This window comes from Serratia sp. TSO36, assembly GCF_057808395.1.
In genome coordinates this window covers 19,753-34,052 of sequence record NZ_JBJZOU010000014.1, presented here as the reverse complement: position 1 = coordinate 34,052, position 14,300 = coordinate 19,753, and the positions used below count along the sequence as shown (strand labels likewise).

The following is a 14,300-nucleotide window of genomic DNA, read 5'->3' as shown; positions in this document are numbered from 1 at the left end:
GCGCTCTTTTGGCCACGCATTTGACACAATTTTATGATGGAACGTTTGCTAGAAAACGCGATGTACGCCTCCCGCTGGTTGCTCGCGCCGGTTTATTTCGGCCTTTCACTGGCTCTGATCGCCCTGTCGATCAAATTTTTTCAGGAAATCCTGCACGTCCTGCCCAACATCTTTTCTGTCGCCGAAGCCGATCTGATCCTGACCCTGCTGTCGCTGGTCGACATGGCGCTGGTGGGCGGGCTGTTGGTGATGGTGATGTTCTCCGGTTATGAAAACTTCGTCTCGCAGTTGGATATCACCGAAGGGAAAGAAAAGCTGAGCTGGCTGGGCAAAATGGATGCCACCTCGCTGAAAAACAAAGTTGCTGCGTCTATCGTCGCCATCTCCTCCATTCACCTGCTGCGGGTGTTTATGGACGCCAAGAACGTGCCGGACAACAAGCTGATGTGGTATGTGATCATCCACCTTACCTTTGTGCTGTCCGCCTTCGTGATGGGCTACCTGGATAAAGTGACCCGCTCCAAGCACTAAACGCGCTGCCACACCCGATCGCCAGGATCGGGTGCCTCCCTCTCGCTCCTCTCTTCGCCTGTTTCTGCGCCGTCGTTTTTTTCATCTGGCACATCTGATGATAATTTTATTATAATGTTATTACACTCATCATGGACTGAACGCCGGCGCTCGCACCGGTTTCGCCGCAGACAGGATCACGCCCCCCATGCCATTGACTGGTCACCCCCTGCAATTCAACGATATTCAGGCGATTTTGCCTCATCGTTATCCCTGCCTGCTGGTCGATCGCGTGCTGCCCGCCGGCACCTGCATTGCCGAAGGGCGGCTGAGCGCCATCAAGAACATCACCGCCAATGAGCCGACGTTCTGGAACGGCCACACGCACTTCGCCGGATTTCCCGGCGTGCTGTTGGTGGAAGCGCTGGCGCAAAGCACCGGTCTGCTGGCCCACTACTATCTCGGGGCGCTGAATGAGGGGGAGCATTACTATTTCGCCGCCATTCAGCGCGCGCGGTTTTATCGCGCCGCCCGCCCCGGGGACCAGGTGCTGATGGAGGTCGCTTTTGTTCGTCGGCGCGGGGCGATCGCCCGCTTTACCGGCCGCGCCAGCATCGATGGCCGGCGCATTTGCACCGCCGATTTCATGTGCGCCCGTAAATAGGCCGCTTGCCAAAGGAGCCCTGCGAATACCATGTCTCTGGTTGACAGCTTACTCAGAACCCTCGATTTCTCTCCGCGCGGCCAGGTGATCGCTCGCGAAGCCGACGCCTGGGGCGAAATCATCGTTTCCGATCACAAGGACTACCGCACGCTGCGGTTTGACGGCATCTGCGAACAGAGCAAGATGAGCCTCAGCAACCCCGAGCAGCCGATCCACAACTACATCAAAGCGATGCTGATGGCGGTAGCCTGGCAACCGCCGGCCTCGGCGTTGATTTTGGGGTTGGGCGGCGGCAGTCTGCTGCGCGCGTTGCACGCGCTCGATCCGGCCATGCGCCTCGACGTCGTCGAGCTGCGCGCTGCGGTGATCGCCGTCGCGCGCCGCTATTTTACGCTGCCGGCCACCGACACCATCAGCCTGCGCACCGCCGACGCCATGGACTTCGTGCGCCCGCCCGTCGAGACGCGCTACGATCTGATCTTCTCCGATCTCTATTCGGCGTTCGCCATGGATCCGCAGCAAGGCACCCAGACCTTCCTGGAAAACTGCGCCGCGCGGCTGAACGACGGGGGCTGGCTGGTGCTCAATTACCACGATCTGCCTGACGAAAACAGCCTGCTGTACCACAGCCTGCAGCGAATATTCGGCACCGTACTGTTTTGCGTCGCCCCCAGCGGCAACGTGATCATTTACGCCACGCCGGCCCAGGTGACGCTGCCGCTGAGCGCGCTGCGCAGCCTGGCCGCCAGCAGCGGCGAGCTGTTCAACTGCGAACTCGGCTACCTGTCACGCAAAATAGAGCGGTTGCATTTCCGCTAAAGACGGGCGGCGACGCGGTCTGGCTGGCCGCTTCGCCCACATGGTATTATCATTCAGTTATCATTCTCTGGAGGATCCTGATGGAAAAGAAAACGGCGCGGCTAACGGTGCTGATTGACCCGGACAAGAAGAAAGCCCTGGAGGAACTGTGCCTGCAACAGGACGTCACCCCTTCCCAGGTGGTGCGCCAGCTGATCCGCGATTATCTGCACAAGCATCAGGTGGACTATCCCAGCCAACCGACTCACGCCAATCCTCGCGTCGAAAGCAATTGAGCGGCGGCCTGCCCCGCACACCGTGAAGCGCGCTTTGCCCCTGCGCGCGTCTCTAATCCGAATCCTCCGTTGCGGTCTGTCCATTCGGCAATATCGCTGCTACTGTTTTATGCGTTCATACTCTCTCTTCGGAAAGGAAGCGCCATGTTCAGCCATATTACCGTCGGCGTCAGCGATCTGGACGCCGCCGCCGCCTTCTACGACGCCATCCTGTTGCCGCTGGGATTACAGCGGCGGGAAGTGACGCCGGACGGCGGCCCCGCCGCCCGCTGCTGGGTGATGCCGGGCCAAACGCTGCCGCGTTTCTATGCTTACCAACCCTTCGACGGGCAACCCGCCAGCGCCGGCAACGGCAGCATGCTGGCGTTTCTCGCCGCCGATGAGCTGGAGGTCAAACGCGCTTACGCCGCCGGCCTGCTGGCGGGCGGCAGCGGTGAAGGCGAGCCCGGCGAACGCGCGCATTACGGCAAGGGCTATTTCGGCGCTTACCTGCGCGACCCCGACGGCAACAAGGTCCATGTGGTGTACCGGGGCGATCTCGCCTGATGAAATGTTCGGTTCATATCGCCACCGGCGTAGACGGATTCATCGCCGACGCGGGCGGCGGCCGCCGAAGGCGATGAGCAGCGCCGCTAACGCCAACAGCGCCGCCACGCCGTAGGTCACCTGCATGCCGTAAGCCGCGGCGGCGGCGGCGCCCACCACCCGCTGCGAAGCCAGATAAAACAGCGCCCCCAGCGCCGAAGCGCCAGTGATCGCCCCAAGATTGCGCGCCAGGTTCACCATGCCGGCGACCAGCCCGCGCCGTTCGGGAAACAGATCCTTCATCAGCATGGTGTTGTTGGCCACCTGAAACAGCGCATAGCCGGCGGTCAGCAGCGCGATGGGGCCAACATAGCCGAGCACGCCCCAGCGGTTAAGCAGCGACAGCAACGCGGCCCCGGCGGCCACTGCCGCCAGCCCAAACTGGCCAATGCGCTGCGATCCAAAACGATCCACCAGATAACCGGCCGGAATGCCGGTCAGGATCGCCACCGCCGGCCCCGCCGACATCACCAGCCCGACCTGCGCTGCGCTTAGCCCCAGCGCGCGCGACAGGTAGAACGGCCCGACCACCAGCGTGGCGGTCATGACCGTCATCACCAGCGCGCTGGCCGCCAGCCCCGCCGTCAGGGCCGGGTGGCGGAACATCGCCGGCGCCAACAGCGGCGATGCGGCGCGGCGTTCCACGCCGATGAACAGCGCCCCCGCCAACAGCGCCCCCAGCATCAACGCCAGGTTGAGCGCACCGAAGTTGCCGCGCCCAAGGGTCATCGCCAGCGAATAGCAGAGCAATGCGCCGCCCAGCAGCAGCGTACCGGCGCGATCGAACGGTTCCTGGCGCGCTGCCGGGCGCGGCCCATTCGGCAGGTATCGCCAGGCAAGCCACAGCGCCAGCAGCCCCAGCGGCAGATTGATAAGAAACATCGCCCGCCAGCCGAAACCGGCGATCAGCGCGCCGCCCAACGACGGCCCCAGCGCGGTGCCCACTGCCGACAGGGTACCGAGCAGCCCCATCGCGCGGCCGATTTTATCCGTGCCCAGCGCCTCGCCCGCCAGCGCCATGGCGATCGACATCATGACCGCGCCCCCCAGCCCCTGCGCCATGCGCGCCGCCAGCAGCAGCCAAAGCTGCGGGGCCAGCGCACAAGCGAGCGAAGCGGCGGTAAACAGCGCGATGCCCGCCAGCAGCAGGCGGCGGCGATTAAGGCTGTCGCCGAGGCGGCCGATGCCGATGATGCAGGTGGTGACGGCCAGTAAATAACAGAGCAATACCCACTGCACCGCCTGGAACGAAGCATGGAACGCGGCGGCGAGCGCCGGTAGCCCAACGTTGGCGATGCTGATGCCGAGCGATGACAGCAGCATGCTCAGAGACAGTGCGGCCAGTATGCCGCGGACGCCCTGCGGCGAAGGATGGGATAACATGGTAAACACTCCTGACATAGACTGAGGATTAGCCTATGTCAGGGGTTGGAATGGCGGAAGACGCACGGCATGCACTGTATCCATGCGTCTGACGCCTTATCTGACGCGAGCCGTTACCAGGCGGCGATCTCCGCCTCGGTGAGCGGCAGGGTTTGGGTGACGCCGGTTTCCGCCGCCAGGGTGGCCGCCTCCAGCACCGCCATCACCGCCAGCGCCTGCGCAGCGGTAACCGGATTGCTGCCGGCGCCGCGCAGGGCGTCGCGTACCTGGAAGTAATACTGGCGCTGATCGCCATCCGGCGTCGGCAGCGTGCGCACCGGCTCCGTGCCGATAAACAGGCTCATCGCGTCGTCGTCTTTGCCCCACTCCGCCGAGCCCGGCGTCACGCCGGCCAGCAGTTGGCTCTCCTGCCCGTCGGCGCGCGTTTTGACCACGCTGCCTTTCTCGCCGTGCACGGTAAAGCGCGACACACCTCCCGCCACCAGCATGCTGCCATGCAGGATCACGCGGTGCGTCGGGTAGTTGAGCACCACGTGGGCCCAGTCGTTAACCTGCGCGTTGGGGCGCAGCGTGACGATGTTGGCCTGCACGCTGTGCGGCAAACCGAACAGCTGCAGCGCCTGATCGACCATGTGCGGCCCCAGATCGAACCACAGCCCGCTGCCCGGCAGGTTCTGCTCGCGCCAGCGCACCCGCACTTCGGGGCGGTAACGATCGATGTGCGACTCAAAGTGCGTCACCTTGCCGATCAGCCCCTGTTCGATCACCTGCTTCACCCCCAGGTAGTCGCTGTCCCAGCGGCGGTTCTGGAACACCGACAGCAGGCGATCGTGTTTTTCCGCCGCCGCAATCAGCGTGCGCGCCTGCGCCAAGTCCAGCGTAAAGGGCTTATCCACCACCACGTGCTTGCCCGCCTCCAGCGCGGCCAGCGCCAGCGGCGCATGGGTGTCATTCGGCGACGCGATCACCACCAAATCCACCTCCGGCCGGCGGATGGCCTCCAGCGGATCGGCGATCACCTGCGCGTGCGGCAGATCGGCATGCACCTTGGCGGCATCGCGCGAAGCCACCACGCTCAGTTCCAGCCCCGGCACCGCGTTAATCAGCGGCGCGTGAAACGCCTTGCCGACAAAGCCGTAGCCAATCAGCGCCACCTGCAACGGTCGAGCGGTATCGTTCATCAGTGTTCTCCTCTAGCGGTCGTCGGCGACGACACAAAGTTCAATCAGTGACTGTTCGTCCAGGTTGTCCCACGGGCGATCGGTAAACAGCCGTTGGATCTGCGCCAGATCCGCAACGTGATGCGGTTCGCAGCGATCCAGCTTCATATGGTCGGCCACCAGCCAGCGCTCGCCGCTGTTGGCCAGCATGGCGCGTTTGACCTCTGCATCGGCCTCGTCGCCGGCGCTCAGCCCCAGCTGCGCATGCACCGCACAGGCGCCCAGCAAGGCGATATCCGCGCGGTAGCGTTCCAGCAACGCCAGGGTGGCGCTGCCGGCGAACAGCCGCTGGCGCGCATCCCACTGGCCGCCGAGCAGAATCAGGTTGATCTCCGGCCTGTCGCTCAGGCACTGCGCGATATCCAGCGAAGCGGTGATCACCGTGGCCGGCCCGCGCAGCGCCTGCGCCACCGCCAGCAGCGTGCTGCCCGCATCCAGCATCAGGGTGCTGCCGGGCGGGATCTGCGCGGCCACCGCGCGGCCGAGCCGCTGCTTGACCTGCGGCAACAGCGCCGCGCGCGCCTGGCGCGGCATGCCGGACGGTTCGAGCGCGATCGCCCCGCCGTGATGTTTCTGCGCCAACCCTTGCCGCTCGAGATCGGCCAGATCGCGGCGCACGGTATCGACCGAAACGCCGATGGCGCCGGCCAATTCCGCCACCGCCGCCTGCCCGCGTTCGCTGAGCAAATCCAATAAATGGCGCTGTCGTGCCGCTTTGTGCATGGGTTTATTCCGCAGTAAAAAGCATAAAACAGCAATATACAGCAGAAAACAGCATCAGAGAAGCCGCAATGATGCGCACCGAAGATCAAACATCTTTTCGCCTGCGGGACGACGATGAGGGCATAACGCATAACAATCAGGAGAGGTGATGAGCATCGATCTGACGTTTACAGACCTGAGCGTGCGCGCCGTGCAATACAACGCCCGCGCTTCGGTGGAAGATTTTGACGCCTGCATGGCGGAATACGCCGCGCTGGCCCAGCGTGCCAGGGCGCAGACACCGGGCATTTACGATCTGCGCTACGGCATGAGCGCCGCCGAGCGCCTCGATCTGTTCCCGGCCAGCGCACAGCCCGCCCCGCTGCTGATCTTTATTCATGGCGGCTACTGGCATTCACAGCGTAAAGAGGAAGCCTGCTCGATGGCCGCCGCGTTTGCCCGCCGCGGCGTGGCGGTCGCCACGCTGGAATATACGCTGGCGCCGGAAGCGACGCTGGCGGAGATCGTGCACGAGGTGCGCAGCGCCGTCGCCTGGCTCTATCATCACGGGGCGCCCTTCGGCATCGATCCGGCGCGCATTTTCGTCAGCGGCAGTTCAGCCGGCGGCCACCTGTGCGGCATGCTGATCGCCGACGGCTGGCAGCAACGCTATCGCCTGCCGCCCGACGCGATCAAAGGCGCGCTGGCGCTGAGCGGCCTCTACGATCTGCGGCCGCTGTGCGATATCTATATCAACGACTGGCTGCACCTGACGCCCGAACAGGCGCAAGCCCTCAGCCCGCTGTTTTTGCTGCCGGCGAAAGAACATGCGCCGCAGATCCTGCTCGACGTCGGCCAGCGGGAAACCCAAGGCTTCAAAAACCAGACGCAGGCCTATTATGACGCCTGCCTGGCGCGCGGCCTCGACGTCCAGCTGCTGGCCGATCGCCACTGCAATCACTTTACGCTGGTCAACGAACTGGCCGATGCGGAAAGCGCGATGTTTCGGCAGGTGATAGCGATGATTGACGCAACGCAACCGTAGCCTGCCGTTGCAGCCACAGCCTGGCGGCGATCGCGATCGCCGCCAGTGCGGCAAACATGGCCCCGCACAGCAGGCTGCCCGGCAGCCCCCAGGCAGCGATAAACCAGCCGCCCACCAGCGACCCCACCGCCACGCCCAGATTGATAAAGGCGATATACAGCCCGGTGGCGAACGCCGGCGCCTGCGGCGCTTCGGAGGTCAGCCAGATCTGCGTCACGATCAAACCGCTGGTGTGCGCCGCTCCCCAGTACAGACAAAGCGCCGTCATTGAACCGATATTCGCGCTGCCGTAGCAATACAGCAGCGCATAGGCCGCCATCAAGGCCATCGGGTGCAGCAACACCGTCACCGCACGATGACGGCTCAACCACTTGCCGGCCAACAGGTTGCCCGCGACACCGCCCACACCGAACGCCACCAGAAGCAAGCCGATGGCGCCGCCGCTGAGGCCGATTTCACGGCTGAGGTACTCGGCCGCGTAAGCGTAGACGGCAAACATGGCGGCAAAGATCAGCACGCAGGTGGTGATATTCAGCCACAGCGTGCCGCTGCGCAGGATGGCCAACTGCTTGCCATAGCTGAGGCGCTGCACGGCCGCATCAGGCAAGCGCCACAGCAATCCCAGCGCCGCCAGCAGGTTGACCAGCGCGCAAAATCGGAACGACGCCTCGTAGCTGAACTGCCCGGCGATCCATTGCGTCAACGGTATCCCCAACACCATGCCCATGCTGGTGCCGATAAACGCATAAGCGGTTGCTTTGGTGGCCAGATGCGGCGGATAAAGCGCCGCGGCCGCCACCATCGCCAGTGAAAAGTAGATCGGGTGAAACAACGCCGGCAAAATGCGCAGCAGCATGAGCATGGCAAAGCTGTCCGCCTGAGCGGCCAGCGCGCTGGCTGCCGCAAACACAGCCAACGCGATCAACAGCATGCGTTTGCGATTAAACCGCGACGCCAGCAGCACCAACAGCGGCCCGAACAGCGCAATGGTCAGGGCGAAGACCCCGACCAGCCAGCCGGCCTGCGCCGTGGAGATGCCATAGCGCGCGATGATCTGCGGCAAGATACCCACTACGCCAAACTCGATGCAGTAAACGCCGAACAGCCCCAGCGCGATGAAGAAAATCGGTGGCAACAGGCCCATCACATCGCTCCCGTCGCGGTATAAACCGCCTGACAAATCTCGCCGACAAAGGCGCCGGACATCCCCTCCAGCGCCGTGTTGGTAAACGCCACCACGCTGAGCTGCCGGGCAGGATCGACAAACCACGAGTGGCCATAGGTGCCGCCCATCCGCCAGCTGCCAACGGACTCCGGCGTTTGCGCGGCGACGGGATCTTTCAGCACGGTGATGCCCAGGCCAAACCCACGCCCAGGCCAAAACGGCATCGGCAGATCGCCGATTTGGTTGGTGGTCAGCGCCGCCACCCAATCAGCCGGCAGCACCTGCCCGCCCCCCTGGCGCAACGTTTCCAGCAGGCGCAGGAAATCCTCCGCCGAACCGACCATGCCGGCGCCGCCGGAGGCGTACGCCTGCGGATCCAGCGCACGCGCCGGCGACAGATGAAAACCGGCGCTGCCGTCGATGAACGGTAAACGATCCGGCTGGCGCAGGCGGCGTGGCTCGCCGGCATGATCGGCGTATGCGGCCGCCAAACGCGCGGCGTCCACCGCCAGGAAATCGGTATCCGTCATCGCCAGCGGCCCGGTCACCCATTTTTTGACCGCCTGCGCCAGCGGCAGGCCGCTCGCCTGTTCAATAACCGCGCCCAACACATCGGTGGCGATGGAATAACGCCACGCCGCGCCGGGCGGAGCCAGCAACGGCGCGGAAGCGATACGCCGCACATTTTCCTGCAGGCTTACCGCCGCCTCATCCATGCCGTCGGAGACCGCCGACTGAGCGTAGAATCCCCCTTCCGGCTGGAAAAAACGGTAGCTTAATCCGGCGGTGTGGGTCATCAAATGCCATAGCGTCATCAACGGTTGGGTGCCGTCCGCCAGCCGCGGGCGAAAATTCGGCAGCCAACGCGTGATCGGATCGTCTAACCGCATGCCGCCTTGCGCCATCAGCGCCAACGCCGCCGTGGACACGATCGGTTTGGACACCGAAGCCAGCCGAAACAGCGTATTGCACACCATCGGCTTGCCCGCTTCGCGATCCGCCATGCCCGCCGCGCGTCGATAAACGATCTCACCGCCCTGCGCCACCAAAACGACCGCGCCAACCAAGCGTTTTTCGCGCAAAGCTTTCTCTAGCGCGCCGTCGATCGCGTTGGTGGAGGATCCGTATTCACTCATCTTTATTGCTCCAGGTAGTCAGCCCATGCTGTCGCCACCGAGCATAGAGCGTGGTGATTAACGGAAAAACAGGCTAGATTTCCTTTCATAGCGGACATTCACGTCCGCAATGGGGTAAGCAATGGATAATCTGTCTGGGGTAAGCGTCTTTGTGCAGGCCGCGGAGACGCTGAGTTTCGTTGAGGCCGGGCGCGTGCTCGGCATTTCCGCTTCCGCGGTGGGGAAAAGCATCGCCCGCCTGGAAAACCGGCTGGGCGCGCGCCTGTTTCACCGCAGCACGCGCAGCATGACGCTGACCGCCGAAGGCCGGCTGTTTCTGCACCGCTGTCAGCGCATTCTCGGGGAATTGGCGGCGGCGGAACGGGAAATCAGCGATACGCACAGCGCGCCGCGCGGCAAGCTGCGTGTCAGTTTGCCGCTGGTGGGCGGCCTGTTGAATCCGGTGCTGGCGGAATTTGTTCGGCGTTACCCGGAAATTGAGCTGGAAACCGATTTTTCCGACCGTCGGGTCGATGTCATCGAAGAAGGTTTTGATGCCGTGGTTCGCGTCGGCGAGACCGAAGACTCACGGCTGATGAGCCGCCAGCTGGGCACGTTTCATCTGCAGCTGGTGGCCTCGCCGGATTATTTGCGCCAGATGGGGATCCCGCATCAACCGGCGGAACTGCAAGGCCATGCCTGCCTGCTGTACAAATTTCCCTCGACCGGCAAAGTGGAACCCTGGCCGATCGCCGGATGGGAAAAGCTGCTCGCCGAGGGGATCAACGCCCGGCTGGTCTGCAATACCGTCGATACCCTGATTTACCTGGCGGAAAGCGGCCAGGGCATCGCCTGTTTGCCGGATTTTGCCGTAAAGCGCGCACGGGAACAGGGGCGATTGCAACCGATCTTGTCTGAGCATTGCCACCACACCGGCAGCTTTAAAGTCCTCTGGCCTTCCAGCAAACACCTGACGCCAAAACTCAGGGTGTTTATCGATACGCTGAGCGCCCGGCTTTTTCGGGACTAGAGACGGTATACGCGATGGAGTAATGATGGGAAGGAAAATGCGGGGACCGGAGGACGAGAACCGCCCCCTGGCGTGCCGATCAGCCTTTTTTGCGGCCGATAGCGGAAAAGACGTTGAACACTTCACCCAGGCCGTAAATCGCGCCGAGCAAAACGGCCACCATTACCGGCACCAGGACCACCACGGTGGCCAAGCTTTCAATCATTTCTAACATCGTTCTCTCCTGGTTTATAAGCACAGCGAATCTGTGCCGGAAGAAAAGGTTTCCGGCCAATCGGTTGAGTATCGTGGGGAGGCAGTCTAAAACGTGAGCTACATCACACTTGATGCGAGCTAATGTAACTTACACAATTACATTAACGCAATGCAAAAAATGCTCTGCGCGAAGAAGGAATTGGCGCGGGTTTTTATTGCGTATCCGCTTGATATTGCGGCGAACAAGGGACAAAAGGATAGCCTGCGCGCCGCTCGACCTGCCCGGCCATTTCGGCGATGCTGGTTTGCGCCAGGCTGGCTTCCAGCGCGAGACCGACGCGCGCAAACTCTTGCTCCAGCACCGGGGTAATGGCGTGGCCGATATAGCACGCATCATTAGGCCGGGTACGGTGCAGCATGAAATACGGTTGATCTTCCACCGCGCGATACACGTCCAGCAACGAGATCGCTTCCGCCGGCCGCGCCAGCAGCGCCCCGCCGCCTTGCCCCATCTGTGAATAGGTCAGCCCCGCCTCCGCCAGCGCGCCGAGGAGGCGCCGCACCACCGTCGGGTTGGTGTTGACGCTGCGCGCGATATCTTCGGAACGCACCGTCTGGCCACGGCACAGCGTGATATTGGTCAGAATATGGATGGCAACGGCAAATCGCGTAGAGGTAGACACCTTGGCACCTGCTCAGAGCTTCGTTTATGTCGGACTAAAACATAAGGAAAACGTATCAATTTCCGGTAATACACATAATGAGTAGGGATAAGAAGAATGTCAACCTGCCCACGCCCGGATGCGGCGGGGCTCAGGCTTCGGCACGGATTTCCGCCACTTTGTCGGGATAAAATGCCAAATGACCCTTGATCGCCACCACGGCGTTGTAGGGCATTTCATAGCTCCAGGCCGTATTGGCGCCCTGCCCACCGTTAAGCGCCAGGGAGAAATAACTGCAGTCGCCCTTATAAGGGCAGTAGCTGACGTGCTCGTTTTTCTGCAACAGCGCCATATTCACGTCCTCACGCGGAAAGTAAAACACCGGCGGATAGCTGGCTTCCTGCAGAATGAGCGCGTTGTGGCTGTCGGCCAGGGTCTGACCGCCGGCACGCACCACGACCCGCGTCGGATGGCGGGTCAAGGCGATCGGGTGATCAGGGCCGGGGATTTTCACCGGTTTGCCGGATGCGGAAACGAGATCGGACATGGCGGCCTCCAGAGTGTACGCCCCGCACCCCGCGAGGCGTCTTTCCAGTATAGACCCACGATTTTACCCGCGGCCGCGCATTCGGCGAGCAATCGCTTTTCAGCGCCGCAAAATTAAGAATTTTTACCTGTTCGATTTTCTTACGGAGGAATACATTCATCTCAACTTCTACCGGCAGGTTAATCGGATTATTTTTAATCCATTAATCAGCCAATTTACCAGGAACTCATTATGAATATTAAACGTGCCGCAGGTGTGTTGGTGGTGGTCATGGCAACGCTTTCCGTTACCGCATGCGGGCATATGTCCAATCGCGATCGCAACACGGCGATCGGCGCGGGCGTGGGCGCCGTCGGCGGCGCGGTGCTGACCGACGGCAGTACGCTGGGCACCCTGGGCGGCGCAGCGCTGGGCGGCATTATCGGCCACCAGACCAGCCGTTAATCATCCGGTTAAAATAATCTCTGCAGGCCGGCGCTTTTTTAACCCATAAGCGCCGGCCTGTTCTTTTATTTAACCGCTGAACTTTCTCAGAGCACGAAAATAATAAATAACGTTAAGCGCAGCTTTATTATTCATTAACCTGCATCGGAAGTATTTATTGCGCCGGCAGCCTGAAACGCGCCATCGCTTTTTCTAACCGTTCCGACTCGCTCTGTAACCGCTGCGAAGCCTCGGTCACCGCGTTCACCACCGTGCCGGTTTGCTGCGCCACCTGATTCAGCGCCGCGATGCGCGCCGTCACGTCCTGAATGCTCTCCCCCTGATTGAGCGACGCCAGGGAAATGTCCCCCATCAGCGCACTGCATTTGTTCACCAGATCGATAATTTGGCGCAGGTTGCCCGTCAGTAGATCGACCGCCTGCGAGCCTTGATCGATTTGCTGCAGGGAACGGTTGATCAACTGCTGAATATCGCGTGTCGAATGGCTGCTCTTTTGCGCCAACAGGCCCACCTCTTTGGCCACGATGGCAAAGCCGCGGCCGTGACCCCCGGCGTGCGCGGCCTCGATCGCCGCATTCAGCGCCAGAATATTGGTCTGGAATGCCACGCTGTCGATCAGCGCGACGATGCCGCGCATCTCGGCCGATTGGTTGACGATCCCTTGCATCGAAACATTGACGGTTTGCATCATCCGCTCACCGGCGCCGGCGCACTGCCGGGCCTGTTCGGTTCGTTGGCTGGCCTGCTGCGCATATTGGCCGTTTTCTTCCACCCGCGCCGCCAGTTGCCGCACGTGCTCGGTCGCCAACTGCAATTCGCCGTCCTGCTTCGCCGACTGCGCCGTCAATTGTCGATTGCCGTCCGCCAGCCGCCCGACGCCGTTCAGGATCCCGCCCGCCGCATCGCGCACCTCGCTCACCAGGCGCTGCAGGCCGCCCTGCATATGGCCAATGCTGGTCTGCAGCTGACGCATCTCACGGTTGAACGCGCGCCCAGGCGGCAGCGGCCGCGAAAGATCGCCGGCGGCCAGCACGTTGAGGTGCGCGATCGCCTGCCGCAGCGGTGCGATCACCCAGCGAGAGACGCCTAACCAAACGCCCACGGCGATCAGCGCCAGCGCGGCCAACGCGCCAAGCGCAAAGGTTCTGGCCTGCTCCAGCGCCGCCAACTGCCGCACGTTGACGTCATCGCCACGCCGTTCATTCAGCGCCTGGTAAGCGAGATACTTCTCGTTGAAATCCGCCTGAAACGCCTGGATCGGCACGGCGAAAAACGCATCGATGCTGTTGCCCTGCAATCCTTGCGCCTGCTCTTTCAGGCCGTCATAGAACAGGCGATAGCTGTCTTGCAGGGCACCCGGCGCTTCCGGCGCATCCGCGCTCAAGCGCTCGAACCGGGCAAAGGCCTGCTCTGAAGCCTGCAGCGCCGCCAACGACTCATCCAGCAGGCTGTGCCAGCTGCCGTCGGAACCGGTGGCTTTGTCCTGCAGATAATAGATGCCCGCACGGTTCAGGGTGTCGCTGGCCGTCAGTAGCGACAGCCTGGCGCGATCCATCGTCGCCTGCTGGCGATGCAAGGCGTCGCCCGTCACCAGGTTAACCTTGGCGTCGCGCAGAATATTGGAAATAAATACGGTGGAAAACAATTGCAGCAGAGAAAATAGCGCGATAACGCAAATTACGCCGCTTAATAAGCCCATGCTCTTGCCGAAGCCAAACGCGCGCGGCAGCGCTGCCGCAGATTTTACCCTGCGGCCCAGTGTCAGTTTTATGTTCATGATTTTTAGTCAGTAATACCAGGATGCCGCGAGTCTAACGGGCATTGATGACACTAATATTTCAGCCTGCTTTGCGTCGCCCCCGAGACCAAGGCACCCCAATAATCGGTATTGCCCGTCAACTCTCATTTTTATTTCTTGACTTGTTCAATACCGGATTTA

17 protein-coding genes are annotated in these 14,300 nt (G+C 62.1%); 8 read left to right on the top strand and 9 right to left on the bottom strand.

The features are described from left to right. Nucleotides 1-36: 36 nt before the first annotated feature. The 5 genes from ACK3CV_RS12565 to ACK3CV_RS12545 all read left to right on the top strand — a co-directional run bounded on the left by ACK3CV_RS12565 (nucleotide 37) and on the right by ACK3CV_RS12545 (nucleotide 2,814). Nucleotides 37-531, top strand: a complete 495-nt coding sequence (locus ACK3CV_RS12565) for a TIGR00645 family protein (protein WP_033655048.1) — start codon at nucleotides 37-39, stop codon at nucleotides 529-531. A gap of 187 nt (nucleotides 532-718) precedes the next feature. Further along, the gene (gene fabZ / locus ACK3CV_RS12560) at nucleotides 719-1,174 is read left to right on the top strand and encodes a 3-hydroxyacyl-ACP dehydratase FabZ (RefSeq protein ID WP_060446029.1); all 456 of its coding nucleotides are present in this window, start codon (nucleotides 719-721) and stop codon (nucleotides 1,172-1,174) included. Between the two features lie 30 nt (nucleotides 1,175-1,204). Beyond that, entirely contained in the window at nucleotides 1,205-1,993 is a 789-nt protein-coding gene (locus ACK3CV_RS12555; RefSeq protein ID WP_164141077.1) for a spermidine synthase, read from the top strand. 80 nt (nucleotides 1,994-2,073) lie between these two features. Then, complete coding sequence (locus ACK3CV_RS12550; RefSeq protein WP_004928567.1) at nucleotides 2,074-2,268, top strand: ribbon-helix-helix protein, CopG family; 195 nt, start codon at nucleotides 2,074-2,076, stop codon at nucleotides 2,266-2,268. A 144-nt stretch (nucleotides 2,269-2,412) separates the two neighbouring features. After that, entirely contained in the window at nucleotides 2,413-2,814 is a 402-nt protein-coding gene (locus ACK3CV_RS12545) for a VOC family protein (protein ID WP_033634513.1), read from the top strand. 39 nt (nucleotides 2,815-2,853) lie between these two features. Here ACK3CV_RS12545 and ACK3CV_RS12540 read toward each other — a convergent pair whose 3' ends face one another. From ACK3CV_RS12540 to ACK3CV_RS12530, 3 genes are all read right to left on the bottom strand, one after another. After that, nucleotides 2,854-4,236, bottom strand: a complete 1,383-nt coding sequence (locus tag ACK3CV_RS12540; protein WP_164141079.1) for an MFS transporter — start codon at nucleotides 4,234-4,236, stop codon at nucleotides 2,854-2,856. A 113-nt stretch (nucleotides 4,237-4,349) separates the two neighbouring features. Beyond that, nucleotides 4,350-5,417 (bottom strand): oxidoreductase, encoded by a 1,068-nt coding sequence (locus ACK3CV_RS12535; protein WP_086579821.1) that lies wholly within the window; start codon nucleotides 5,415-5,417, stop codon nucleotides 4,350-4,352. A 12-nt stretch (nucleotides 5,418-5,429) separates the two neighbouring features. Beyond that, nucleotides 5,430-6,179 (bottom strand): DeoR/GlpR family DNA-binding transcription regulator, encoded by a 750-nt coding sequence (locus ACK3CV_RS12530; protein ID WP_033655028.1) that lies wholly within the window; start codon nucleotides 6,177-6,179, stop codon nucleotides 5,430-5,432. A gap of 148 nt (nucleotides 6,180-6,327) precedes the next feature. Between ACK3CV_RS12530 and ACK3CV_RS12525 the strand changes: the two genes are divergently transcribed. Beyond that, on the top strand, nucleotides 6,328-7,203 hold the full coding sequence (locus tag ACK3CV_RS12525; RefSeq protein WP_164141081.1) for an alpha/beta hydrolase: 876 nt from the start codon (nucleotides 6,328-6,330) through the stop codon (nucleotides 7,201-7,203). Here ACK3CV_RS12525 and ACK3CV_RS12520 read toward each other — a convergent pair. Then, complete coding sequence (locus tag ACK3CV_RS12520) at nucleotides 7,130-8,347, bottom strand: MFS transporter (RefSeq protein WP_164141083.1); 1,218 nt, start codon at nucleotides 8,345-8,347, stop codon at nucleotides 7,130-7,132. The two genes, ACK3CV_RS12525 and ACK3CV_RS12520, sit on opposite strands and share 74 nt — an antisense overlap. Further along, entirely contained in the window at nucleotides 8,347-9,504 is a 1,158-nt protein-coding gene (locus tag ACK3CV_RS12515) for a serine hydrolase domain-containing protein (protein WP_101426900.1), read from the bottom strand. The genes ACK3CV_RS12520 and ACK3CV_RS12515 overlap by 1 nt, the downstream gene beginning before the upstream one ends. Before the next feature lie 121 nt (nucleotides 9,505-9,625). Here ACK3CV_RS12515 and ACK3CV_RS12510 point away from each other — a divergent pair, with 121 nt between their 5' ends. Next, complete coding sequence (locus tag ACK3CV_RS12510) at nucleotides 9,626-10,513, top strand: LysR family transcriptional regulator (RefSeq protein ID WP_101426899.1); 888 nt, start codon at nucleotides 9,626-9,628, stop codon at nucleotides 10,511-10,513. Between the two features lie 79 nt (nucleotides 10,514-10,592). On the opposite strand, the gene ACK3CV_RS12505 is transcribed toward ACK3CV_RS12510, so the two are convergent. The 3 genes from ACK3CV_RS12505 to ACK3CV_RS12495 all read right to left on the bottom strand — a co-directional run bounded on the left by ACK3CV_RS12505 (nucleotide 10,593) and on the right by ACK3CV_RS12495 (nucleotide 11,917). Beyond that, nucleotides 10,593-10,727: an AcrZ family multidrug efflux pump-associated protein gene (locus ACK3CV_RS12505; protein WP_033634505.1), complete on the bottom strand. Its 135-nt coding sequence runs from the start codon at nucleotides 10,725-10,727 to the stop codon at nucleotides 10,593-10,595. Nucleotides 10,728-10,920: 193 nt separating this feature from the next. Then, on the bottom strand, nucleotides 10,921-11,391 hold the full coding sequence (locus ACK3CV_RS12500; RefSeq protein WP_033634504.1) for an Rrf2 family transcriptional regulator: 471 nt from the start codon (nucleotides 11,389-11,391) through the stop codon (nucleotides 10,921-10,923). Between the two features lie 130 nt (nucleotides 11,392-11,521). Further along, nucleotides 11,522-11,917 (bottom strand): DUF427 domain-containing protein, encoded by a 396-nt coding sequence (locus ACK3CV_RS12495; protein WP_164141084.1) that lies wholly within the window; start codon nucleotides 11,915-11,917, stop codon nucleotides 11,522-11,524. Between the two features lie 231 nt (nucleotides 11,918-12,148). On the opposite strand from ACK3CV_RS12495, the gene osmB reads away from it, so the two are divergent. Further along, nucleotides 12,149-12,361 carry an osmotically-inducible lipoprotein OsmB gene (gene osmB / locus ACK3CV_RS12490; protein ID WP_004940700.1) on the top strand — a complete coding sequence of 71 codons (213 nt, stop codon included), beginning with the start codon at nucleotides 12,149-12,151 and terminating at the stop codon, nucleotides 12,359-12,361. A gap of 154 nt (nucleotides 12,362-12,515) precedes the next feature. Here the strand turns inward: osmB and ACK3CV_RS12485 are convergent, their stop codons facing one another. Continuing rightward, nucleotides 12,516-14,060: a methyl-accepting chemotaxis protein gene (locus tag ACK3CV_RS12485; protein WP_204280365.1), complete on the bottom strand. Its 1,545-nt coding sequence runs from the start codon at nucleotides 14,058-14,060 to the stop codon at nucleotides 12,516-12,518. Between the last annotated feature and the right edge of the window lie 240 nt (nucleotides 14,061-14,300).